Origin of the sequence: Comamonas sp. 4034 (assembly GCF_050434545.1) — a bacterium.
GTDB classification, from domain to species: Bacteria; Pseudomonadota; Gammaproteobacteria; order Burkholderiales; family Burkholderiaceae_C; genus Comamonas; species Comamonas odontotermitis.
In genome coordinates this window covers 230,959-253,430 of the sequence record NZ_JBNDIT010000002.1, presented here as the reverse complement: position 1 = coordinate 253,430, position 22,472 = coordinate 230,959, and the positions used below count along the sequence as shown (strand labels likewise).

At 63.1% G+C, this 22,472-nt stretch carries 20 protein-coding genes; 11 read left to right on the top strand and 9 right to left on the bottom strand.

What is annotated here, in order from left to right:
* The first annotated feature begins 13 nt into the window (after positions 1 to 13).
* Genes ABIE32_RS03725 through ABIE32_RS03705 form a run of 5 tightly spaced genes read left to right on the top strand, consistent with a single transcriptional unit; the run spans position 14 to position 5,398 of the window.
* The gene (locus ABIE32_RS03725; protein WP_429014039.1) at positions 14 to 571 is read left to right on the top strand and encodes a GNAT family N-acetyltransferase; all 558 of its coding nucleotides are present in this window, start codon (positions 14 to 16) and stop codon (positions 569 to 571) included.
* 24 nt (positions 572 to 595) lie between these two features.
* Positions 596 to 2,407, top strand: a complete 1,812-nt coding sequence (locus ABIE32_RS03720) for an amino acid ABC transporter permease/ATP-binding protein (protein ID WP_429014036.1) — start codon at positions 596 to 598, stop codon at positions 2,405 to 2,407.
* Between the two features lie 44 nt (positions 2,408 to 2,451).
* Entirely contained in the window at positions 2,452 to 3,378 is a 927-nt protein-coding gene (locus tag ABIE32_RS03715) for an ABC transporter substrate-binding protein (RefSeq protein ID WP_377779293.1), read from the top strand.
* 23 nt (positions 3,379 to 3,401) lie between these two features.
* Positions 3,402 to 4,325: an ABC transporter substrate-binding protein gene (locus ABIE32_RS03710; RefSeq protein WP_429014034.1), complete on the top strand. Its 924-nt coding sequence runs from the start codon at positions 3,402 to 3,404 to the stop codon at positions 4,323 to 4,325.
* A 35-nt stretch (positions 4,326 to 4,360) separates the two neighbouring features.
* Positions 4,361 to 5,398 (top strand): LLM class flavin-dependent oxidoreductase, encoded by a 1,038-nt coding sequence (locus ABIE32_RS03705; protein ID WP_429014031.1) that lies wholly within the window; start codon positions 4,361 to 4,363, stop codon positions 5,396 to 5,398.
* A gap of 26 nt (positions 5,399 to 5,424) precedes the next feature.
* Here ABIE32_RS03705 and ABIE32_RS03700 read toward each other — a convergent pair whose 3' ends face one another.
* A complete protein-coding gene (locus ABIE32_RS03700) occupies positions 5,425 to 5,865 on the bottom strand; it encodes a universal stress protein (protein WP_429014028.1) in 441 nt (146 codons plus the stop codon).
* Between the two features lie 126 nt (positions 5,866 to 5,991).
* Between ABIE32_RS03700 and tgt the strand changes: the two genes are divergently transcribed.
* Positions 5,992 to 7,164 carry a tRNA guanosine(34) transglycosylase Tgt gene (tgt, locus tag ABIE32_RS03695; RefSeq protein WP_224152965.1) on the top strand — a complete coding sequence of 391 codons (1,173 nt, stop codon included), beginning with the start codon at positions 5,992 to 5,994 and terminating at the stop codon, positions 7,162 to 7,164.
* A 488-nt stretch (positions 7,165 to 7,652) separates the two neighbouring features.
* Positions 7,653 to 9,038, top strand: coding sequence for a diguanylate cyclase (locus ABIE32_RS03690; RefSeq protein ID WP_429014024.1), 1,386 nt, complete (start codon positions 7,653 to 7,655; stop codon positions 9,036 to 9,038).
* 65 nt (positions 9,039 to 9,103) lie between these two features.
* On the opposite strand, the gene ABIE32_RS03685 is transcribed toward ABIE32_RS03690, so the two are convergent.
* From ABIE32_RS03685 to ABIE32_RS03675, 3 genes are read right to left on the bottom strand one after another with little or no spacing between them, the layout of a single operon-like run.
* Complete coding sequence (locus ABIE32_RS03685) at positions 9,104 to 9,883, bottom strand: DUF2145 domain-containing protein (protein WP_429014271.1); 780 nt, start codon at positions 9,881 to 9,883, stop codon at positions 9,104 to 9,106.
* A 24-nt stretch (positions 9,884 to 9,907) separates the two neighbouring features.
* Positions 9,908 to 10,384 (bottom strand): hypothetical protein, encoded by a 477-nt coding sequence (locus ABIE32_RS03680; protein WP_429014022.1) that lies wholly within the window; start codon positions 10,382 to 10,384, stop codon positions 9,908 to 9,910.
* A 38-nt stretch (positions 10,385 to 10,422) separates the two neighbouring features.
* A complete protein-coding gene (locus ABIE32_RS03675; protein WP_224152961.1) occupies positions 10,423 to 10,923 on the bottom strand; it encodes a YiaA/YiaB family inner membrane protein in 501 nt (166 codons plus the stop codon).
* Between the two features lie 183 nt (positions 10,924 to 11,106).
* On the opposite strand from ABIE32_RS03675, the gene mdeB reads away from it, so the two are divergent.
* The 3 genes from mdeB to ABIE32_RS03660 all read left to right on the top strand — a co-directional run bounded on the left by mdeB (position 11,107) and on the right by ABIE32_RS03660 (position 16,356).
* The gene (gene mdeB, locus ABIE32_RS03670) at positions 11,107 to 13,806 is read left to right on the top strand and encodes an alpha-ketoglutarate dehydrogenase (RefSeq protein ID WP_429014268.1); all 2,700 of its coding nucleotides are present in this window, start codon (positions 11,107 to 11,109) and stop codon (positions 13,804 to 13,806) included.
* Positions 13,807 to 14,059: 253 nt separating this feature from the next.
* Complete coding sequence (locus ABIE32_RS03665; RefSeq protein WP_429014020.1) at positions 14,060 to 15,265, top strand: ABC transporter substrate-binding protein; 1,206 nt, start codon at positions 14,060 to 14,062, stop codon at positions 15,263 to 15,265.
* Between the two features lie 185 nt (positions 15,266 to 15,450).
* On the top strand, positions 15,451 to 16,356 hold the full coding sequence (locus ABIE32_RS03660; protein ID WP_429014018.1) for a dienelactone hydrolase family protein: 906 nt from the start codon (positions 15,451 to 15,453) through the stop codon (positions 16,354 to 16,356).
* Between the two features lie 131 nt (positions 16,357 to 16,487).
* On the opposite strand, the gene ABIE32_RS03655 is transcribed toward ABIE32_RS03660, so the two are convergent.
* From ABIE32_RS03655 to ABIE32_RS03640, 4 genes are all read right to left on the bottom strand, one after another.
* Positions 16,488 to 16,775, bottom strand: coding sequence for a DUF333 domain-containing protein (locus ABIE32_RS03655; RefSeq protein WP_224152958.1), 288 nt, complete (start codon positions 16,773 to 16,775; stop codon positions 16,488 to 16,490).
* Positions 16,776 to 16,863: 88 nt separating this feature from the next.
* The gene (locus ABIE32_RS03650) at positions 16,864 to 17,385 is read right to left on the bottom strand and encodes a hypothetical protein (RefSeq protein WP_429014016.1); all 522 of its coding nucleotides are present in this window, start codon (positions 17,383 to 17,385) and stop codon (positions 16,864 to 16,866) included.
* Positions 17,382 to 19,313, bottom strand: a complete 1,932-nt coding sequence (locus ABIE32_RS03645; RefSeq protein WP_429014266.1) for an MFS transporter — start codon at positions 19,311 to 19,313, stop codon at positions 17,382 to 17,384. The genes ABIE32_RS03650 and ABIE32_RS03645 overlap by 4 nt, the downstream gene beginning before the upstream one ends.
* Before the next feature lie 29 nt (positions 19,314 to 19,342).
* On the bottom strand, positions 19,343 to 20,212 hold the full coding sequence (locus ABIE32_RS03640) for a hypothetical protein (protein WP_429014014.1): 870 nt from the start codon (positions 20,210 to 20,212) through the stop codon (positions 19,343 to 19,345).
* Between the two features lie 104 nt (positions 20,213 to 20,316).
* Here ABIE32_RS03640 and ABIE32_RS03635 point away from each other — a divergent pair, with 104 nt between their 5' ends.
* Positions 20,317 to 21,069, top strand: a complete 753-nt coding sequence (locus ABIE32_RS03635) for a helix-turn-helix domain-containing protein (protein WP_184705485.1) — start codon at positions 20,317 to 20,319, stop codon at positions 21,067 to 21,069.
* Positions 21,070 to 21,154: 85 nt separating this feature from the next.
* Here ABIE32_RS03635 and ABIE32_RS03630 read toward each other — a convergent pair whose 3' ends face one another.
* Positions 21,155 to 22,447: an FIST signal transduction protein gene (locus tag ABIE32_RS03630; protein ID WP_429014011.1), complete on the bottom strand. Its 1,293-nt coding sequence runs from the start codon at positions 22,445 to 22,447 to the stop codon at positions 21,155 to 21,157.
* Positions 22,448 to 22,472 lie beyond the last annotated feature (25 nt).

Here is a 22,472-nt window from a genome sequence, read left to right as displayed (position 1 = left end):
TCAAGGAGTTTTCATGCGCTCTGACATCTTTGTCTACACCAGCTTGCAAGACCCGCGCGCCCAGCCTTTGATCGAGGAATTGGGGCGAGAGTATGAAAGCCGCTATGGCGATTTCTATCTGCAGGAATCAGGTGTTCCGGAAATCCAGCGCTACCCGGCCGAAGTGTTTACACCCGCCCAGGGCGGCAATTTTCTGCTGCTGCTGCGCAATGGGCACGCGGTCGCTGGCGGTGCGTTCAAGCGCTTGGATGCGGACACCGCAGAGTTCAAACGCATCTGGACGGACAGCCGTCTGCGCCGCCAGGGTTTGGCGAGTTCGGTCCTGGCCGAGCTGGAAGCGCAGGCCTTGCGCCAGGGCTACCAACGGGTCTTTCTCACTACAGGCTTTCGCCAGCCCGAAGCCGTGGGGCTGTACCTGGGCCATGGCTACCAGCGTCTGTTCGACCCCGGCGCAGATCTGCAGGCGTTGCGAAAACTGCCTTTTGAAAAGCACCTGTCTTCCGCGCTCCACAACCATCCGCACCTGCACTCCTCAAACGCACTGCAAGCGCCGCTGCTCGCCGGAGTCTGAGTCCCACTAGAAACAAACTGCACCATGAACACCACCACCCTGGCACCACCCAACGTCGCCATCGAGCAGGCACCCACAGCACCCGCACCGGCACCTGCTTCACGCCGCCGCGACTATGCGTCGCTGCGCATTGTTCCAGCGCGCTACCCTGCACGCACCATTGGCACCATCATTTCGCTGATTCTGATTGGCGCCGTTCTGAACTCCGTGCTCGGCAACCCCCGCTGGGGCTGGCCGGTATTTGCAGAATGGTTTTTTGCCGAACCCGTGCTGGTGGGCCTGGGCCGCACACTCGTGCTGACAGCACTGGGGGCGGCGCTGGGCTTCACGCTGGGCACCGGCCTGGCATTGGCGCGCGTCTCGCGTTCACCGCTGCTGCGCGCACTGGCCTGGACGTTTGTGTGGATCTTCCGCTCCATTCCGCTCATCGTGCTGCTGCTCATTCTGAACAACCTGGGCTACCTGTACGAGACCGTATGGCTGGGCGTTCCTTTCACCAATATCACCTGGGCCGAGTGGAGCACCACGCAACTGGTCACACCGTTTCTGGCAGCGGTGATCGGGCTGACGCTGAACCAGGCGGCTTACTCTTCCGAGATCATCCGTGGCGGCATTCTTTCGGTGGACCAGGGCCAGCATGAGGCCGCCGCCGCACTGGGCCTGCCGCGCCGCCGCCAGGCCTTCCGCATCGTCCTGCCTCAGGCCATGCGCTCCATCCTGCCTTCTGCGTTCAACGACATCATCGGTCTGGCCAAGGGCACATCCAACGCCTACATCCTGGCCCTGCCCGAGCTGTTCTACACGATCCAGATCATCTACCGCCGCAACCTGGAAGTGATCCCTCTGCTGATGGTGGCGACCGTCTGGTACCTGATCATTCTCTCGGTGCTCTCCGTCATTCAGGCGCAAGTGGAGCGCCACTACGCACGCGGCGCGCTGCGCCAGCTGCCTCCCACCTTGCTGGGGCGGGCCTGGGCCTGGCTGCGCCCTGCAGCAGCACCCTCCGCAAACGCAGCCCCGGCAGCCACCGACGAGCCCCCTGCGCGCGCCGCTGCATGGACCCATACCAACACCCGTGGCGGGAATGTCGAGGTGCAGGCCGTCTCCAAAAGCTATAACGGCGTTCGCGTGCTCAACAATGTGTCGCTGCACGTTCCTTCAGGCAGCGTGACGGTCATCCTGGGCCAGTCGGGCTCGGGCAAGTCCACGCTGCTGCGCTCCATCAACCATCTGGAGCGGGTGGACAGCGGATTCATCGGCATTGACGGAGACCTGGTGGGTTACCGCCAGGACGGCGACACCTTGTATGAACTGAAGGAAAAGGACATCCTTGCCCGCCGCGCCGATGTGGGCATGGTGTTCCAGAATTTCAACCTCTTCCCGCACCTGAGCGTGCTGGACAACGTGGCGGAAGCACCTGTCTCGGTGCGTGGCCTGCCCCGTGCCGAAGCCGAAGCACTGGCCCGGGAGCTGCTGGCCCGTGTAGGCCTTGCGCACAAGGCAGACGCTTTCCCCCGCCAGCTGTCCGGCGGCCAGCAGCAGCGCGTGGCCATTGCCCGGGCACTGGCGCTCAAGCCCAAGGTGCTGTTGTTTGACGAGCCCACCTCGGCCCTCGATCCCGAGCTGGTCAACGAGGTACTCGATGTGATCAAGGAGCTGGCCCGCACTGGCACCACCTTGCTCATCGTCACCCATGAAATCGGCTTTGCCCGTGAGGTGGCGGACACCGTGGTCTTCATGGACCAGGGCCGCATCCTCGAAAGCGGCTCTCCCCACAAAGTACTGCAGCAGCCCGACCACCCGCGCCTGCGCGAGTTCCTCGCCAAGGTGCTGTAGATCGCCAAATCATTCCTTCCCACTGACATCGAAGAATCGAGAACATGCAACGTCGTCATCTGATCCACACCACAGTCGCAGCGCTGTCCCTGCTTGCTCTGCCTGCCTGGGCGCAGCCCGCCGCTCCCGACCTGAGCCCCGAGCAGGCAGGCCGTCCACGGTCCGACAAGGTGGAGGAAGCCATTCGCCAGCTCAACCCGCAGTTCAGGTTTGCCAAGGAAGGTGCTCTCGTGGTGGGTACCACCACGGGCCGCCTGCCGTTTGGCGCGTACGCCACCGACAACAAGACCCCGGTGGGCAACGCCCCCGACATCGCCCAACTGGTGGCCGACAGCCTGGGCCGCAGGCTGGAGCTGGTATCGGTGGCCTGGGCCGACTGGCCTCTGGGCCTGCAATCGGGCAAGTTCGATGTGGTGATCTCCAACGTCACGGTGACCGAGGAGCGCAAGGAGAAGTTCGATTTCTCGACCTACCGCAATGACACCCTGGGCTTCTACGTCGCCAGGAACAGCAAGGTGCAGGCCATCAAGGAGCCCAAGGATGTCGCTGGCCTCAAGGTGATCGTCGGCGCCAGCACCAACCAGGAGCAAGTGCTGCTGCGCTGGAATGAGCAGAACATCAAGGCCGGCCTCAAGCCGGTGGAAGTGCAGTACTACGACGACGATGTGGTGCTGTATCTGGCCCTGGCTTCGGGCCGCGCAGATACGTATTTCGCGCCCAATGGCATTGCTGCCTACAACGCCCGCGATGGAAAGACGCGTCTTGTCGGCCTGTTCTCGGGCGGCTGGCCACAGTCGGCTGAAATCGCAGTCACTTCGCGCAAAGGCTCGGGCATTGCCGATGCCATCACCACCGCACTCAACGCGCAGATCGGCAACGGCAACTACGCCAAGGCGCTGGAGCGCTGGAGCCTGCAGTCCGAGGCCATCACGGCATCGCGCACCAACCCGCCCGGCCTGCCCCGGAAATGAAAACCGCACACACCCCATTCACCATGAAGAATCTCCACCGCCGCCTCGTCCTGTCTGCCGTTCTGTCAGTCTGCAGCGCCTTGCATGCACAGACTGCCGTGGATCTGAGCCCCGAGCAGAAGGGGCGTCTGCGCGCACCCAAGGACGAGACCGCAATTGCCGCCCTCTCCAAGGACTTCAAATTCGTGAAATCCGGTGTGCTGACCGTGGCCATCCATCCTGCGGCGCCACCCACCGGCACCTATGCCACCGATGCAAAAACCATCGTGGGCTTTGACCCGGACTTCATCCTGCTCATCGCCGATGCGTTGGGGCTGAAGCTCGATCTGCAGCCGATTGCCTGGGCAGACTGGCCACTGGGGTTGACTTCGGGCAAATACGATGCGGTGATCTCCAACGTCGGCGTGACCGAGCAACGCAAGGAGAAATTTGATTTTTCCACCTACCGCCTGGGGCTGCACGGCTTCTATGTCAAGGCCGGCAGCAAGATCACCTCGATCAAGGAGCCCAAGGACATTGCGGGCCTGCGCGTGATATCGGCCTCGGGCACCAACCAGGAACGCATTGCACTGGAATGGAACCGCCTGAACATTGCAGCGGGCCTGAAACCGGCCGAGCTGCAGTACTACGACGACGAAACCGCACGCACGCTTGCCCTCGTGTCCGGCCGGGCGGATGTGAACTTCAACCCCAATGCTCCGCAGGCCTACCAGGCGGCCAGGGATGGGCAGATACGCCTTGTGGGCACCGTCAACGCAGGCTGGCCCAACAAGTCGGATGTGGCCATCACCACCCGCAAAGGCAGTGGCCTGGCCGACGCCTTGACGCAGGCGGCCAACGGCTTGATCAAAAGCGGCCAGTACGCGCAGGTGCTGGACCGCTGGAAACTCGCCGAAGAAGCCCTGCCCCGCTCGGAGACCAATCCGCCGGGACTGCCCAAGTTCTGACCCATGCCTTCAATCTTCTTTATGCAGGCCTCTCCATGAGCATCCATATCTCCCGCATCGCATTCCTCACGCCGGGCAACCATGCGGAGAACGCGCCCTGGTCCGGGCTCGAGCACACGCTGCAATTGTTCGAATACGGTGAACAGCTGGGCTTTGACGGAGGCTGGGTGCGCCAGCGCCATCTGGAGCCCGCTGTTTCGTCTGCCCCTACCTTGCTGGCCGCAGCAACCCAGCGCACAGAGCGTCTGGAGCTGGGCTGCGCCGTCATTCAGCTGGGGTATGAAAACCCTTTCCGTCTGGCCGAAGACCTCTCCACTGTCGATGTGCTCTCGCAAGGCAGGCTCCAGGTCGGGGTGAGCGCCGGTGCACCCAACCATGGCGATCTGCTGGGCGTGCACCTGTATGACGGAGATCCCGCACACATCGACTTCTCACACGAGCGCGTCGCGCGCCTGCGCCGCAACCTGCAGGGACAGTCCCTGGGGCCCGAGGGCGCCGTGGTGCAATCGCCAGCCGGCCAGCACACACCCCGCATCTATCCACACGCAGCGGGCCTGGCGCACCGGCTGTGGTATGGCGGCGGCTCCCTGCACTCGGCCGAATGGGCCGGGCGCAACGGCTTGCATCTGCTGATCGGCAATCTGAACCGGGGCGAGCACAGCGACCATTTCTTCGAAACGCAGCTCGCCCAGTTGCAGCGCTTTCGCAATCACTGGACGGCGCCACACGCCCCACGGGTGGCCCTGGGCCGGGTGATCGTGCCCACCGACAGCGCCGATGCGGGCAGCCGCAAGCGCTACCAGGCCTTTGCCGAGGGCCGCCATGCACGCACGCTGGCACCGCAGGGGGAACGCCGGGTGCTGTTTGCACGCGATCTGGTGGGAAGCAGTGCGCAGATTCTGGAGTCGCTCCTGGTTGATCCAGTGTTACCTCTGGTTGACGAATTGCGGCTGGAGCTACCCTACAACCTGCCGCACGAGGACTACCTGCAGATCCTGAGTGATTTCACCGAGCGCATCGCGCCAACCCTGGGCTGGCAGCACACCCACGCGCAGCAGACCGTGGGCGGTTGAATGCATCAAGGTGCTTGCCGATGGCATCAGTCGTCCGTGTACGGCACTTTCACAACGGTGACCGGCACCTGGCTGTGGCGCACGAGGTCACTGCCCACCGACCCCAGAAAGATACGCGACAGCGCGCCTTCGCCGGTAGAGCCGATCAGGATCATGGCAGATTCGTGCTCTTCCGCAATCTCCAGCAGCGTCGGGTAGACATCGCCGATGCGCACGTCCACCTCGTGATCGACATCTGCGGCGCGCAAAAGCGCGACGGCTGGCGCCAGCAAATCCATGCCTGCATCCACGCTGGCATCCGCAGCGGCTGCGGGCCCAACGGTGGCCAGCTCCGTCAGGGTGGCGCTTTCCTGCACATGGCCCAGCACCACCTGGGCGCGCAGGCCCTGGCCGATCAGGTGCAGCCCGTGGCGCACGGCCTCCAGCGAATGCTCGGATCCGTCTACCGCAATCATCATGGTCAACATGGCTCGCTCCTTGGCGTAATGGCAATAGGCCCAGTGTAGACGCCTGCGCCACAAAGCCTGAGGTACCAGCACGGCAAAATCTGCCGCGCTGCAGGGCTCCCGGCACATCTGCGAAAATGCGCGGTTATGCTGCAATTCGACCTGCTCAAGACCGACCCGACCAGCCACGCGCGCCGTGGCACGCTCACGCTCAACCATGGCGTGGTGCAGACCCCCATCTTCATGCCCGTGGGCACCTATGGCACCGTCAAGGGCGTCATGCCACGCAGCCTGCATGAAATGGGCGCGCAGATCATTCTGGGCAACACCTTCCACCTGTGGATGCGTCCGGGCCTGGACATCATGAAGAGCTTTGGCGGCCTGCACGGCTTTGAGCAGTGGGACAAGCCCATCCTCACCGACTCGGGCGGCTTTCAGGTCTGGAGCCTGGGCGCCATGCGCAAGATCACCGAGGAAGGCGTGCATTTCGCCAGCCCGGTCAATGGTGACAAGCTGTTCATGTCGCCCGAAGTCAGCATGCAGATCCAGACGATCCTGAATTCGGACATCGTCATGCAGCTCGATGAATGCACGCCCTACGAGACCAACGGCAAAAAGACCACCGAGGCCGAAGCGCGCAAGAGCATGGAGATGAGCCGCCGCTGGGCCAAGCGCTCCAAGGACGAATTCGAGCGTCTGGGCAACCCCAATGCGCTCTTTGGCATTGTGCAGGGCGGTATGTTCAAGAATCTGCGCGAGGAATCGCTGCAGGCCCTGGTCGAGATGGATTTCCCGGGCTACGCCGTGGGCGGCGTCTCGGTGGGCGAGCCCAAGGACGAGATGCTGGACATCATGCAGCACACCCCGCACCTGCTGCCGGCCCACAAGCCCCGTTACCTGATGGGCGTAGGCACGCCGGAGGATCTGGTGCAAGGCGTGGCCGACGGCGTGGACATGTTCGATTGCGTGATGCCCACCCGCAATGCGCGCAACGGCACCATCTTCACGCGCTACGGCGATCTCAAGATCCGCAATGCGCGCCACAAGAGCGATCATCAGCCCATCGACACCACCTGCACCTGCCATGCCTGCGCTGGCACCGCAGGCGTGAGCTGGGACGATGGCGGCCGAGGCGGCTTCAGCCGTGCCTACCTGCACCACCTGGACCGCTGCGGCGAGATGCTGGGCCCCATGCTCACCACCATCCACAACCTGCACTACTACCTGAACCTGATGCAGGAAATCCGCAATGCGCTCGATACCGGCACCTTTGCCGAATTCCGCGCCCGCTTCAAGGCAGACCGGGCCCGCGGGGTGTAGCCGCCCCTGAGCCAGCCGCCTGCAGACCATCCGGTGGCTGGCGCAGCTTGGCGACCATACCGTGCCTTGCACGATACAGGTTTGACAAGGATTGACATTCGTCATTGAAGAGCCCGTCCATGCCTGCCTGCTGCGCTCCAGGCCCCACAACCAGCGCATCCACCGAGGGCAGGCACCGGTCATCTGCACCGTTGCGGCGCGCCCTGTTCCGATGTGTCGCGCACCAAAAATGCCTACAACGCAATACCGACGGGCGCAGGCCGCTATCCTTTTTTATGCCTGTAATGCAAGCAGAGGCCAGCTGGTGCAGAAGGTGGATGAAGGCGAGCGCCCTCTATCGGAATGTGGCAGCTCAATCTGGATGCGCCTCGGCCACAGCCGCGGAAGCACCCTGCCCTAAAAATGATGTGCGTCAAAAATGTTCACAAGCAGGTATATTCCGAACATCTGCTTACACGACCATGTTGCTTGCCACATCCGCTACCTCCATGAGCACGCCCCATAGTGGCCGCTTGCTTGCCTATGCCTGTGCCGCCATATTTGCCGCGTGCTTGCTGGGGATTGTGCTGCGGCCCATCGGTTTTCTCTCCGTTTTCTGGCCAGCCAATCAGTTGCTGCTGGTACTGTTTTTGCGCTACCCGCGTGTACTGCTGCAACCCCTGGGCATGGCTGCCATCTTTGTCAGCTATGTAGCGGCGGATGTGCTCACCGGCAGCAATCTGTGGGTGTCCATGGGTTTTTCGGTCGCCAACATGGTAGGAGCTGCTTCTGCCTGGTGGGTCATGCACAAGCACTCCGAGCGCGATCTGCAGATGGAAGGCCAGTTCTCCGCGCTCCTGGTGTTCTATGGCAGCGGCGTCGCCACCACGGTATCGGCCGCCATTGGTGGTCCCATCAGCGCTTATGCCTTCAGTGTTCCGCTGCTGCAGGGAACTCTGATGTGGTGGACCGGCGAGTGGATGAACGCGATGATCCTGCTGCCTTTCCTGCTGGCGCTGCCCACGGCACGCAAAGCCACCCTGGCGCAGGAGGCTCTGTCGATCGCCGCACGTGTGCTGCCGGTGGCGGCTGTCGTCGTGCTGGAAGCAGCCAGCTATACGGTCGCCGGCAAGGTCGGGGCCCTGGCCTTTTCGCTGCCTGCGCTTCTGTGGTGTGCCCTGAGTTACCGCATCCTGCCCACCACCATCATCACCATGCTGGTGTTTGCCACGAAGATCATCGTGGCCTCCAGGCTCGATTTCACGCCAGCGCAGTTTGTGGACGTAGCCACCTTCCGTCTGGGGGTCACCATGCTGATCCTGGGCCCACTGTCGGTGGCCGGAGCGCACGCTGCGCGCTCTGAATTGCTCAACCGCATGCGCTACCAGGCCCACCATGACAGCCTGACCGGCGTGCTCAGCCGCAACGGTTTCGTGCAGGCAAGCGAGCTGCTGCTCCAGCGGCTGATGCACGAGCGCGGATCCGTGGCGGTGCTGATGCTTGACCTGGATCATTTCAAGCGCGTGAACGACAGCCACGGCCATGCCACCGGAGATCACCTGCTGTGCGAGTTCTCCCGCACCGTGGTTCATACCTTGCGCCCGCAGGACGTGTTTGGCCGTATCGGCGGGGAAGAATTCGCCGTGGTGCTGCCGCACATCAGCGCCCAGGATGCCGCTACGATTGCCGAGCGGCTCTGCCTTGCCGTTCGGGCCGGCAAGTTCCAGACCCTCAGCAACGAATCGCTGTCTGCCACGGTCAGTATTGGCGTCGCCCACGTGGCGCAGCTGTCACAGTACGACTCCATCGAAAATCTGCTGCGCGATGCCGATGTGGCGCTCTACCAGGCCAAGAGCCGTGGCCGCGACTGCGTGATGCTGGGCCCGGCTCGATAAAAAATAATAGCTGCCAGCGCACGCCAATCGTGCGCTGGCAGCCTGTCCAGTCATGGTTTGAATCGCTATTGCACCAGCTGCGGGGCCGCAGCCAACTGCCTTCGCTGCAGAAACTGCAGAACCGAATCCACCGTCGTGGTCTCGATATGGCCCGAAAAGCGCTTCTCGGGTGGATGGTCGTCAAAGGCAATATTGGCGCGCGTCATGCGGCCGCCCAGGCGCGTCATGGCGCCAATGCGCAAATCGCTGGGCTGGTAGCCTTGCAGCTGCAGCCATGCCTGCGCCTGGCCGCGGCTGTGCACTGCAGGCTCCATGGCCTGCGCCAGCGCTTCCAACGCCCACTGGTTGCTTTGCTGGTAGCGCAGGCTCCATGGATAGGCCACCATGCTGTAGTGCGGTTCATGCAGTTGCAGAGGTTGCTCATTGCCAGAGAGCGCCTGCAGCAATTTCTGCTGTACCGCAGGCGCAGGCACCATGAGCACCGCCTGGTAACGCCACAGGTCGTCCAGAAAGAACTCCCCCAGACCCTGGCGGTACACGTGAGAAGCGGCAGTACCGCAGTCATTGAGCTTGTGCACCACGCGCCAGGCACCTGTGGCCGACTTGTAGGCCCAGCCCATGTGCGAGTACTGCAGCTGGTACTTGCTCAGATCCTGCCCCTGGCGGCCCACCAGCACAACCTGCGCGCCGCTGGCATCCAGCGCCTGTGCCACGTGTTGCGCCAAGTCCAGGCTCTTGCGCACACTTTCCACCGTCGGCTTCTGCACTTCGCAGCTGCGCCCGGCCTGGGCACCTGCTGCAGCCAGCATCGCTGCTGCCATGAGGGTCACGCGGAATGGTTTCATCATCGCAATCTCCTTGGGGCGTTCTTACAGGCGCTCGCTGTAGAGCAACGCTTTGCCGATTTCGTTCGGCACAAAGGCGATCACTTCGCCCGCTGCCGACAGCAGAACTCCTGTGCCGATCACGCTCACGAAGATGGCCGTGCCCACGCTGGCAGCACTGGCGCCCAATGCGCCGGCCGACAGCTCAATGCTGGCGGCTGCACCGTCCGAAGCGCTCTCCAGCAGCAACACTGTGCCCTTGGCCGATGCCTTGACGCCCTTGACGACGAGCTTGGCACCATCGACCGACAAAGCCACCGGCAGCGCCACGACGGCGGTGGATGCGCCCACCGACACCGCAGTCCCCACCACGACCGAGGCAATGGGCAGGGCCGACACCATCAGCGATGCATCGCTTTGCGCATGGGCGGCGGGGGCCGTGGCCAGCCCCAGCACCAGGGCGGCGCCAGCGATGGCTGCTGTGGCAGTACGTTGCAATCCGGCAAGGACTGGGCTCTTCATGCTGTGCTCCCGTGTTGGCTGGTGTATGCGGCCCGCGTTCACACGCGCTCCTGGCTGCTGCTCACTTCTGGGTTGCGCTGCTCGCTGCGCATGGCGCGGGCACTGTACAAGGCTGCAGCCAGATCCGATTCATGCTTGTCGCGCAGCATCTTGGCCAGGGTGAAGGCCGTGGTGATCATGTACAGCCAGCTCACGCCCAGGAACGCCTTGTAGGTGGGGTTGATGTCCATGCTCAGCAGGCCCCAGCCCGTCAGGCCCATGGCGATGGCAAAGCCACCCCAGACCACAAAGCGCCACATTGGGGTGTCACCAGCAGACTTGCCGCTGTCCGATTGCTTGTCCCGTACAAACTTGGCCAGCACGAAGGCCGCCGAGAGACAGAACATATAGCCCATCACCATGAACGCCTGCTCCAGGTGTTGCCCCGGCAGCCAGGCCAGGCCGATCGCGCACATCGAGATCGCAATACCGAACGAAATCCATACCTGGTATTGCCATGCACGGGTGTCACGTTGAACAGGGTTGAATGAGTGAGACATGTGTGATCGGAGCATCCGGGCCCCGCGTTGGTTGAACACGGCGCCATCATGCAATCCAGCGGCCTTGCCAGCATCCCCTTTTAATGCCGGTAGCAGCTTTCAATAAAAATGGTATTGAAAAATGATACTTTCGTCACCGCCCGTCTGTCGCCGGGCCATCGGGCAGAGAAAGCCTTCCATGGCATGATCGGGCCCATTGCATCCCCGCATTCCCGCGCCAGACAGGAGACCGCCGTGCGCCAGCCCCCTACCCATTTGCCTGCCGCCCCGCAAGCCGACCCCGCCGAACTAGCTGAATGGTGTGAGGCCTTCGATGGACTGCTTGCCGCCTATGGTGCAACACAGGGCAAGGAGCAGGCAGCCGCACTGCTGGATGCGTTGCTTGCCCATGCCCGCAAGCGCCATGTGGCATGGAAGCCTTCGGGCAACACGCCGTATGTCAACACCATCACCGTAGATGAGCAACCGCCCTATCCGGGCGATGTGGACCTGGAAAAAAGACTCTCTGCCATCCTGCGCTGGAATGCACTGGCCATGGTGGTGCGCGCCAATGCCGCGCACGGCGAGCTGGGTGGCCACATCGCCAGCTACGCATCGGCGGCCGATCTGTTCGAGACCGGCTTCAACCACTTCTTCCGCGCCGATGACGGCCACCAGGCCGCCGACCTGGTGTTCTTTCAGCCGCATTCGTCGCCCGGCGTGTATGCCCGCGCCTTTCTCGAGGGGCGGCTGGGAGAAGACAACCTGAGCCACTACCGCCAGGAGCTGGTGGCCGCCAGCCAGGGCATTCAGGGCCTGTGCTCCTATCCGCACCCCTATCTGATGCCGGAGTTCTGGCAGTTTCCCACCGGCTCGATGGGCATCGGCCCCATCAACGCCATCTACCAGGCGCGCTTCATGCGCTACCTGGCGCACCGGGGCCTGGCCGACACCGCTGGCCGCAAGGTGTGGGGTTTTTTTGGCGACGGCGAAATGGACGAGCCCGAATCCATCGCGGCACTCACCCTCGCTGCCCGCGAAGGGCTGGATAACTGCATCTTCGTCATCAACTGCAACCTGCAGCGGCTCGACGGCCCGGTGCGCGGCAACGGCCGCATCGTCGATGAACTGGAATCGCTCTTCAGCGGCGCGGGCTGGAACGTCGTCAAATGCCTGTGGGGCTCGGAATGGGATGCGCTTCTGGCACGCGACCACAGCCATGTGCTGGCACGCACCTTTGCGCACACGGTCGATGGCGAGTTCCAGACCCTGTCGGCCAACGATGGCGCCTTCAACCGCGAGCATTTCTTCAACCAGAGCCCCGAGCTGGCCGCCCTCGTCGCCCACCTCTCCGACAGCGACATCGACCGCCTGCGCCGGGGCGGGCACGATCCGGTCAAGATCCATGCCTCCTTTGCCAGCGCCGCCGCGCACAGCGGCCAGCCCACCGTGGTGCTGGCCAAGACGATGAAGGGCTACGGCATGGGCAGCATCGGCCAGGGCCGCATGACTTCGCACCAGCAAAAGAAACTGGGTGCCGAAGACCTGCTCGCCTTCCGCGACCGCTTCAGCCTGCCGCTGACCGACGAACAGGCAACCTCTGCGGCCTTCCTCAAACCCGCCGACGGCAGCGCCGAGATGCGCTACCTGCATGCGCGCCGCCAGGCCCTGGGCGGTTTTCTGCCCGCACGCAAGACCCAGGCCCCGCAGGTGGCGGTGCCCAGCCTGCAGGCTACCGCACAGTTTGCGCTGGAGGCCGATGGCAAGCCCATGAGCACCACCATGGCCTTTGTGCGCCAGCTGGGCAACCTGCTCAAGGACAAGGAGCTGGGCCCGCGCATCGTTCCCATCGTGGCCGATGAAGCCCGTACTTTCGGCATGGCGGGGCTGTTCCGCCAGGTCGGCATCTATGCGCCGTTCGGCCAGCTGTACCAGCCGGAAGACAACGCATCGATGCTGCTGTACCGCGAAGAGACCACGGGCCAGATTCTGGAAGAAGGCATCAGCGAGGCCGGTGCCATCTCCTCATGGACAGCTGCGGCCACCAGCTACAGCACGCACGGCACCGCCATGCTGCCGTTTTTCATCTTCTACAGCATGTTCGGCTTCCAGCGCGTGGGTGATCTGATCTGGGCCGCTGCCGACCAGCGGGCACGCGGCTTTCTGATCGGCGCCACCAGCGGCCGCACCACACTGGGCGGCGAAGGCCTGCAGCACCAGGATGGCAGCAGCCTGCTGACGGCCTCGACCGTGCCCAACTGCAAAAGCTACGACCCGGCCTTTGCTGGCGAACTGGCCGTCATCATCGACCACGGCATGCACCGCATGCTGCAGCAGCAGTGCGACGAGTTCTACTACATCACCGTCACCAACGAAAACGTGGCCAACCCCAGCCTGCCGCCTGATGCGCACGAGGGTGTGGTGCGCGGCATGTACCTGCTGCAAGCTGGCAAAAAAGAGAGCACGCAGCGCGTGCAACTCCTGGGCAGCGGCGCCATCATGGGCGAAGTACTGAAAGCCGCCCGCATACTGGAGAGCGAGCATGGCGTGGCAGCAGATGTCTGGAGCGTGACCAGCTACACCGAGCTGGCACGCGACGGCGAGGCACAGCTCGAAGCCTGGCGCAACGCCCCGGATGGCCAGCCGCTGCAGCCCGGCTGGTTTGCCCAGCAGTTGCAGCACTCGCAAGGCCCCATCATCGCCGCCTGCGACTATGTGCGCGCCCTGCCCGAGCTGGTGCGCGCCTACCTGCCTGCCGATGCGCTGGGCCTGCCGCGCCAGCGCTATTACACGCTGGGCACTGATGGTTTCGGCCGCAGCGATTCGCGCGCAGCCCTGCGCCGCCACTTTGCGGTGGATGCGGCAGCCATCGTGCAGACCTATGTGCGCAGCCAGCAACAGTAAAGCTTGATCTGGGCAAAAAAGCCAAGCCATTGTGCACAACCGCCCAGGCCTGCGCACCACGCCTGATAACTCCTGAATTGATAGCTATTCGCGCTTACCAGTTGAGCGCCAATGGCTATTTTCATGCAAATTCTGCAGCCAACTGTCTGGCGTGCGGCGCAGTAATTGCCCCAATACCGCCCGTCGCTGCGCGTGCCAGTATCGGGCCATGCGGCTGCCGCATTGGAACAACATCACAACATCAGGAGCAACTATGCAACGCACACGCCTGGCGCAGGCCTTGGCCACCTTGGGACTGCTGGGTTTGACCGCCGCCATGGGCACGGCCCACGCGCAGGACAAGGTCAAGATCGGCTACATCTCCGACATGTCCAGCCTGTACGCTGACCTCGAAGGCAAGGGTGGCGCCACCGCCATTCAGATGGCCATCGATGATTTTGGCGGCAAGGTGCTGGGCAAGCCCATCGAGCTGCTCACCGTCGACCACCAGAACAAGGCCGACATTGCCGCCAGCAAGGCGCGCGAGTGGATCGACACGCAGAACCTGACGATGATCTTCAGCGGCACCAACTCTGGCACCGCCCTGGCGCTTGCCAAGGTGGCGGATGAGAAAAAACGCGTAATGATCAACAACGGAGCTGGCTCCTCCGCCCTGACGAACGAGGCCTGCACCCCTTACTCGGTGCACTATGCCTACGACACCGTGGCCCTCTCCAAGGGTGCGGCAGGCGCCATCGTCGACAACGGCGGCAAGAACTGGTTCTTTCTGACCGCCGACTATGCCTTCGGCCATGCGATGGAAGCCGATGCCTCCAAGGTCGTCAAAGCCAAGGGTGGTGCCGTGGCAAGCGCCGTGCGCCATCCGCTCAATGCGTCGGATTTCTCGTCCTTCCTGCTGCAGGCACAGAACTCCAAGGCCCAGGTGCTGGCGCTGGCCAATGCAGGTGGCGACACCATCAACGCCATCAAGGCCGCCAAGGAATTCGGCATCGACAAATCGATGAAGATCGCACCGTTGCTCGTCTTCTACAGCGACATCCACAGCCTGGGGCTGAAGAACACGGCTGGCATGCAGTTCGTCACCAGCTGGTACTGGGACATGAACGACGCATCGCGCAAGTTCGCCGATGCCTACATGAAGAAAACCCAGCGTCGCCCCACCGAAATCCAGGCCGCCGACTACTCGGCCACCATGAACTACCTCAAGGCCGTGCAGGCTGCCGGCACCACCGATGCCGACAAGGTGATGGAAACCTGGCGTGGCATGAAGATGGACGACTTCTTCGCCTCGGGCTCCATCCGCGCCGACGGCAGCTACATGCACGACATGTACCTCGTCCAGGTCAAGACGCCACAGGAATCCAAGGGCACCTGGGACTACTACAAGATCGTCAAGAAGCTGCCCGGCGACGAGGTGTTCACCACCAAGGAAGAAACCAAGTGCGCGCTGTGGAAGTGACCTGACACGTTCTTACGCCCCCATGCCTGGCGCCTGCCAGGCATTTTTCTTGCCAAAGGGCACTTGGCGCCCAATGCCTTCCTTCACCCCGCACGGCAGCGAAAGTGCAGACCTGCGAAGCGGGCGACAGGCCATTTTTCATCGTCCCCCATAATGGGACTGCAATCCGCAGAAAAGGAATTCCCATGCCCCATTCTCCCAATGCCGATTTCGACTCCCTCCTGCCCGGCCGCGCGACTGCGGCAGGCAGCACACGCCGCAGCGCGCTGCAGATGGCACTGGGCGTGGGTTACGCCGCAGCCGCTGCGCCTGTCATGGCACAAACGGCCATCAAGACATCCGATGCAGGCCTGACGGCGGGCACCATCCAGTACACGGTCGATGGCTTTCAGGTCAGCGCGTACCGTGCGGCGCCCGAGGGCAAAACCAGCCTGCCGGTGATCCTTGTCATCCAGGAAATCTTTGGCGTGCATGATTACATTGCCGACACCTGCAGGCGTCTGGCCAAGCTGGGGTATCTGGCCATTGCCCCCGAACTGTTTGCCCGGCAGGGCGACCCGCGCAAGTACACCGAAATCAGCCAGTTGCAGGCCGAATTGGTCAGCAAGGTGCCCGACGCGCAGGTGATGAAAGACCTGGATGGCGCGCTGGAATGGGCCGCTGCCAATGGCGGCGATGTAAGCCGCGCGGGCATCACCGGATTTTGCTGGGGTGGCCGTATCACCTGGCTGTATGCGGCCACCGGCAAGGTGAAAGCCGGTGTGGCCTGGTATGGCCGCCTGGAAGGCACCGCAGGCAGCCTGCAGCCCAAGCACCCGACCGATATTGCGGCCGATCTGAAGGCACCCGTGCTCGGCCTATACGGCGGCAAGGACCAGGGCATTCCGCTGGATTCCGTCGATGTGATGAAGCAGGACCTGCAAAAAGCCGCCAGCGCAGGCAACGCTGCTGCTGGAGCCTCCAGCTTCCACATCTACCCTGACGCTGGCCACGCCTTCCACGCCGACTACCGCCCCAGCTACCGCAAGGACGCTGCAGAAGACGGCTGGAAGCGCATGCAGGACTGGTTCAAGGCCAAGGGCGTTGCATAGGCCCGGGCAAGCCCTTTTCAAAAAAAATAGCTGCCAGCGCTTTACCATTCAGCGCTGGCAGCTATTATTTTTATATCGTTGAGCACCCCGAATCCAGGCTAGCTGCAGCGAGCCTGGGATTTGCAGCAAGCTCAATTCAGCGGGTTGTCGCGCCAGAACAGATCCCACGGGTCCATTTCCTTGCCATCCGGCCAGCGGCACAAGGTGTTCTTGCCCTTGGGGGTGTCGACCAGGGAGCCCCCCATCTGCACGCAGTAGGCCGAAGCCGGGCTGCGCGGGCCCTTGTATGTGGTGGCGTACGACTCCTGCTTTTTCTCGTTGGGGTCCTCCAGAGGCTTGAGGCCGGACGTGCTGGTACAGGCTGCCAGCGCCGCAAACGCCAGCAGCGCAGCAGTGCCTTTTGCAAAGCGAGCGATCAAAATCTTCTCCATTCCTTCTAGCAGCAGCCAGGCATTGAAGCGCCTCGGCGGGCTGCGTTGCAGATGGGCCCATTATCCCAAAGCAGCATCAGTCCCTGAGCCATTGCCGCAGACGCGGATAAATGGGTGCACCAACCGCCAGATCCGGGCCCGGCAACCAGGCGAGACCCGCATGCACAAGGCCCGATGCCCCTAGATAGATACCCATCTCAAAATTGATGCGCAGGCCAGCGGCATGGCCACGGTAACCGCCTTCATGGAACAGCACCTGTGACGGCAGTTGAAGGTGCGTGAGTGCCGCCCAGGCCCACGCGGTGGCCTCGATCTCTCCGCCATGCTCGATGACGGGTAGCTGCGCCAGGGCGTCGTCCATACGAGGCCGCAAGGCGGCAGGCACCACCGCCAGATGCCCCGCTTCGTGCAACAGGTCACCAGGCCAGCGCAGTTGCAGCCGATCCACCACCAGCCCGCCTTGCACAATGCGAATGCCTGGCAGAAAGCAGTCGCCGGGCAGAAGCTCCTCGCGTACCTCCAGACCGATCTGCCGCAGAAACTGCAGGATGCGCTCGGCGGCCTGCGCATCGGTCAAGGCAGCCGCGCCGGCGCTCATTGGTCCAGCAGGCTTCGCACGCGCTCCTGCAGACGCGCTGGCTGGCACTGCTCGGGCGGCAAGGGCTCGCCGACGCGCAGCGTCACCCGGTTGAACAGGCCACGGCGGAAAGGCCGGGTCATGGCGCCCTTCGGCTCCACCCGGCTGAAGTACGAACCCCACAGATTCGACAGCGCCATCGGCACCACCGGAACCTGCAGGCCATCGGCCTTCGCCTGCTCCAGAATCTTCATCATGCCGCCCTTGAACTCCTGCAACTGGCCGTCACGGGTAATCGCCCCTTCGGGGAAGATAGCCAACAGGTCGCCTTCACGCAGCACCTGGGCGGCGCGGGCAAAGGCTGCTTCGTACACGGCGGGGTCCTCCTTCTGCGGCGCAATCGGAATGGCCTTGCACAGGCGGAACAACCAGCCCAGCAGCGGAGTGCGGAAGATGCGGTAATCCATCACGAAATGGATGGGACGCGGGCTCGCTGCCATCAGCAGGATCGGGTCCACAAAGCTCACATGGTTGCAGGTGAGCAGCGCCGGCCCGTCCGTGGGAATGTGGTGCGCGCCCGCCACCCTGAACCGGTAGACCAGGTGCGTGGCCACCCAGGCCACGCAGCGCAGCAGGTATTCCGGCACCAGGAAGAAGATATAGCCCGCCACGATGGCATTGGCGATGCCCGTCATCAAAAATATCTGTGGCACGCTGAAACCCGCACCCAGCAATGCACCCGCGCTGACGGAGCTGGCAATCATGAACAGCGCATTGAGAATATTGTTGGCCGCGATGATGCGGGCACGGTGCGTAGGCTGGCTGCGCATCTGGATGAGCGCATACATGGGAACACTGTAGAGACCCGCAAACAGCGACAGCAGCAGCAGATCGGCCATCACCCGCCAATGGGCTGGCTGCGAGATGAAAGCCCCCACATCCATCAGCGGCGCCGCGGGCAGGCTGCGCGAAGCAAAGTAGAGGTCGATTGCAAATACGCTCATGCCGATGGCCCCCATGGGCACGAGGCCGATTTCCACCTGGCGGCGCGACATCACCTCGCACAGCAGAGAACCGATGCCGATGCCGATGGAAAACACCACCAGCAGCAGCGATGCCACATGTTCGTTGCCGTGCAGCACTTCCTTGGCAAAACTGGGAAATTGGCTCAGGAACACGGCACCGAAGAACCACATCCAGCTGATGCCCAGCAGCGAGCGGAACACCACGACATTGCTCTTGGCCAGTTTGAGATTGCGCCAGGTCTCGGTCAGCGGGTTCCAGTTGATCTGCAGGCCCGGATCGGTGGCGGCGGCCACCGGCACGCCCTGGGCCATCAGACGGCCCACCAGCGCCAAGGCGATGCAGGCAACAGCGACCGATGCATGCCCGATCTGCGGCAGCGCCACCAGCAGACCGCCCACCACATTGCCCAGCAAAATGGCGACAAAGGTGCCCATCTCGACCATGCCATTGCCGCCCGTCAACTCGTCATCGCGCAGCACCTGGGGCAGGTAGGCGTATTTGACCGGGCCGAACAAGGTGGAATGCACCCCCATCAGGAACACGCAGGCCAGCAGGATCACCGGGCTCTCGATCCAGAAGCCGATACCTGCAATCAGCATGATGCCGATTTCCAGATCCTTCACAAAGCGGATCATCCGGTGCTTGGGAAACTTGTCGGTGAGCTGCCCCGAGGTGGCCGACAGCAACAAAAACGGCAAAATGAACAAGGCGCCAATCACCAGGCCCGCCATGGAGGGTGGCATCCATGCCACCTGCAACTGGTAGGTGACCATCACCGTGAAGGCGAACTTGAACAGGTTGTCATTGGCCGCGCCGGCAAACTGGGTCCAGAAAAATGGCGCAAAGCGGCGTTGGCCCAACAAGGCAAACTGATTGGGGTGGGTGGGCGCATCCGCAGCGGCGCTTGTTTCCTGACGGCTCATTTCCGGGGTCTCCTGGCTGGTGGTTTTGATCATGGCTGAGGCCCTTGCACCAGCGTGGGCCTGATTGTGCCTGCGGCAGACGCAGGCAGGCGCTCTGCGTTGCGCACACGCCGCACCATTATCAAAAGCGGCACCAGTGCCAGCGCTGCCGCCACATGCTTCAACGCATGGCCGCCCACCCAATGGTGGCTGATGCTCCAGACAAAGGAATCGCCCAACTCCAGCACCTTGGCCAGCGCATACCAGGCCACAACAGCCCCCCATGGCCACAACAATTGCCCTTCAGCGGCCCGCGCATTGACGGCAGAGAAACGTTGCCACAGCGCCACCGCCAGCAGCAGCACCATGCCTGCTCCCTGCAGCACCGCCCAGGGCAGCAACTGGCCGGTTTGCAGCCATATCCACAGCGACAGCGGCCCAAGCGCCAACACCAGCACGGCCGTCACCACGGCCGCACGCCGTGAAAGCACCGACTGCAGCGCCAGGGCCAGCACACCGGCAAACACGGGCACCATGCCCAGGCGATCCCAGAACACGCGCCAGTCATCAGGCATCAGGTGGTAATAGCTGGAGCCAGCCGCAGTGAGCAGCAGGCCGCCAAACACCAGGGCCAGCCAGGGGGGCGCGCTGCCGGCACGCACCGCAGCCGGCGCCTGCCACACGCCGCGCCACAGGCCCAGGGCACCAATGAGCGCAAACGGCAAATTGCTGAGCACGTCCAGCGCGTTGCGCACGCCCCATAGCGCGCGCTGGTCCGCAAAATCATGGTAATGCGCAGCTTGTGGCACATAAGGGCCCAGGCAGGCCAGCGCCAGCAAAGCGGCGTAGCTCGCGTACAACAGCCATTCGGCAGGTGTCACGCGATACAAGAGGGGTGAAGGCATGGATGTATCGGTCATGGCCGCCACTGTGGCGAGGTGCCATCACGGCGTCTCGAATTCATGCAGTGATCGCCTATGATGGCGCCCAGAGTAGCAATTTTCGATACTATTTCGCAAAATCCATGAGCACCACTGCTGACCTGGTCACCGCCCTCAAGAAAGAACTCAAAGCCGCACAGATGACCTATGCCGACCTGGCCGACGCGCTGGGCATGGCGGAGTCGAGCGTCAAGCGCATGCTGGCCAAGGGCGATATGCCGCTGTCGCGCATCGATGCCATCTGCCATGTACTGCGGCTGGACTTTGCCGACCTGGCGCGCCGGGTAGCCGACAACCAGCCGCTGATCAAGGAGCTGACGCAGCAGCAAGAGCAGGCGGTGATTGCCGACAAGAAGCTGTTGCTGATGGCCATCTGCGTGCTCAGCCAGTGGACGCTGGAGCAGGTGCTGGCCACCTACCGCCTGACCGAGGCCGAAGGCATCAAGTACCTGGCACAGCTGGACCGCATCGGCATCATCGAGCTGCGGCCAATGAACCGCTACCGCCTCAAGCTGGCCAAGACCTTCCGTTGGCGCCCGCATGGCCCGGTGATGGAGTACTTCCGCGAGAACGCGCTGCACGATTACTACTCTGGTACCTTCGACAAGGCGGGCGAAGGCCTGATGCTGGTGCACGGCTCGATCAGCCGCACCCTGGCCCCTGCTTTTCTGGAGCGGCTGCAACGGGTGGCGCAGGACTTTGCCCAGCAGCATTTGACTGACCAGCGCCTGTCTGAGAAGGAGCGCGAAGGCTATACCCTGCTGCTGGCGATGCGTGGGTGGGAGCTGTCAGTGTTCACCGCCATGCGCCGCACCGGAACCGGCGGCGAACGGTGAGTCTTGCGCTGTCGCCTCTGCAAGCCCCATCTTCAAAAACGATAGCTGCTTGCGCTTTTCCTTCAAGCGTCAGCAGGCATTTTTACTAAACTTCTTGCGTGAACACCAGCAACGCACCACTGTAGCGATGCAGTTGCTGGCCCGCGATTTCGCCCTGGCTGAAAAAGCCGATCAGCGGAATATCGCCCAGCACATGGTGCAGCAGCTCCAGTTCGCCGTTCTCCGCGCCAAAATAGCTACCGCCGCGGCCCGTGCAACTGATATAGATGGCGCCGGCAATGGCGCGCTCCTGTACCGCCTCCGGCACGCCTTCTGCCTCAACAGCAAGCTGTGAGCCGCCCGCCAGCAGCGGCTGGCCATTGGCGGGCGCCAGCGATTCACGCAGTTCGGCACACATGCGCAACAGGTCGGCGCGGGCGGCGGTCCAATTGCGCTGGCAAAAGCGCAGATACTTCTGCTCCAGCGCCGATTCGGGCAGTACGATCCCACCCCGGCGTGTATCCACGCCCAGCAGTGAACAGACGCGTGCCTGCGGTGGCAGTTGTCCTTCGTACACGCTTTGAGGGTGGTCAATATTCTCCAGGGCCACCTGCATGTTGCGCATCTTGCGCGTCGCCAGCTCCGGATGGGTGTCCATGCGCACCAGCATGATCTCCTCCAGCACCTCCAGCGCCGGGCGCCCATCCAGCGACAGCAGCACATTGTCCTGCAAGGCAGTGATGCGCATCCGCCCGCCGATTGGCTGGCAGCCCTGGGTCACGGACTGCAGGGCCGCTGCATCTGCACCGAAGGCAAGGCCCGATATCCCGCCATGAAACACGCCGCTGTGCCGGGGCTCCAGCGCTTTGCTCCACGCCAGTTGCAAGGGGGGCGCCGAGCCGGAGCACAACCCGCCCAGCAATTGACCAGCCCCGGTGCGGGCAGCCAGTTCCTGCAGCAGATCTGGCAAATCAGGCAGATTGGCATCTGCATGTACCAGCGCCTGTTGCCACGTGCTGAAAAGCGCGGCAGAAGCGCCGTGAGGAACGCCCCCCTCCGAGCGCAAGGGCGCAATGCCGGAAAACACCCGATACGCGTGGCGCGGTAGATCCAGCAGCATCACGGCCAGTGCAGGCTCTGTCAGGTATTCCGCACGCGTCGCCATGACGCCAGCCCCCACGGCGCCTGACCAGTCGCTCACTTCGGGGAATTCATCCTGCAAGGCTTCGAGCAACGCCTCGGCGTGGCTGGCAAAGGCGTCACTGAAATATGCAATCCCCAGGCTGGGATTGCGGGCATAGCCGCTTTGCGCCATGCGACCGCGTATCTGCGCCACCACCAGCGAGACGGCCATGCGCCAATCGGGGTGGGTGGCGTGACCATAGGGAAACCGTTTCATGCGGATCATTCTACGGTCCGGCCGC

Bases quoted from the DNA above. Each gene is read 5' to 3' on its own strand.
- ABIE32_RS03725 (WP_429014039.1), top strand. From the start codon at position 14: ATGCGCTCTGACATCTTTGTCTACACCAGCTTGCAAGACCCGCGCGCC.
- ABIE32_RS03720 (WP_429014036.1), top strand. From the start codon at position 596: ATGAACACCACCACCCTGGCACCACCCAACGTCGCCATCGAGCAGGCA.
- ABIE32_RS03715 (WP_377779293.1), top strand. From the start codon at position 2,452: ATGCAACGTCGTCATCTGATCCACACCACAGTCGCAGCGCTGTCCCTG.
- ABIE32_RS03710 (WP_429014034.1), top strand. From the start codon at position 3,402: ATGAAGAATCTCCACCGCCGCCTCGTCCTGTCTGCCGTTCTGTCAGTC.
- ABIE32_RS03705 (WP_429014031.1), top strand. From the start codon at position 4,361: ATGAGCATCCATATCTCCCGCATCGCATTCCTCACGCCGGGCAACCAT.
- ABIE32_RS03700 (WP_429014028.1), bottom strand. From the start codon at position 5,865: ATGTTGACCATGATGATTGCGGTAGACGGATCCGAGCATTCGCTGGAG.
- tgt (WP_224152965.1), top strand. From the start codon at position 5,992: ATGCTGCAATTCGACCTGCTCAAGACCGACCCGACCAGCCACGCGCGC.
- ABIE32_RS03690 (WP_429014024.1), top strand. From the start codon at position 7,653: ATGAGCACGCCCCATAGTGGCCGCTTGCTTGCCTATGCCTGTGCCGCC.
- ABIE32_RS03685 (WP_429014271.1), bottom strand. From the start codon at position 9,883: ATGAAACCATTCCGCGTGACCCTCATGGCAGCAGCGATGCTGGCTGCA.
- ABIE32_RS03680 (WP_429014022.1), bottom strand. From the start codon at position 10,384: ATGAAGAGCCCAGTCCTTGCCGGATTGCAACGTACTGCCACAGCAGCC.
- ABIE32_RS03675 (WP_224152961.1), bottom strand. From the start codon at position 10,923: ATGTCTCACTCATTCAACCCTGTTCAACGTGACACCCGTGCATGGCAA.
- mdeB (WP_429014268.1), top strand. From the start codon at position 11,107: ATGATCGGGCCCATTGCATCCCCGCATTCCCGCGCCAGACAGGAGACC.
- ABIE32_RS03665 (WP_429014020.1), top strand. From the start codon at position 14,060: ATGCAACGCACACGCCTGGCGCAGGCCTTGGCCACCTTGGGACTGCTG.
- ABIE32_RS03660 (WP_429014018.1), top strand. From the start codon at position 15,451: ATGCCCCATTCTCCCAATGCCGATTTCGACTCCCTCCTGCCCGGCCGC.
- ABIE32_RS03650 (WP_429014016.1), bottom strand. From the start codon at position 17,385: ATGAGCGCCGGCGCGGCTGCCTTGACCGATGCGCAGGCCGCCGAGCGC.
- ABIE32_RS03645 (WP_429014266.1), bottom strand. From the start codon at position 19,313: ATGAGCCGTCAGGAAACAAGCGCCGCTGCGGATGCGCCCACCCACCCC.
- ABIE32_RS03640 (WP_429014014.1), bottom strand. From the start codon at position 20,212: ATGACCGATACATCCATGCCTTCACCCCTCTTGTATCGCGTGACACCT.
- ABIE32_RS03635 (WP_184705485.1), top strand. From the start codon at position 20,317: ATGAGCACCACTGCTGACCTGGTCACCGCCCTCAAGAAAGAACTCAAA.
- ABIE32_RS03630 (WP_429014011.1), bottom strand. From the start codon at position 22,447: ATGAAACGGTTTCCCTATGGTCACGCCACCCACCCCGATTGGCGCATG.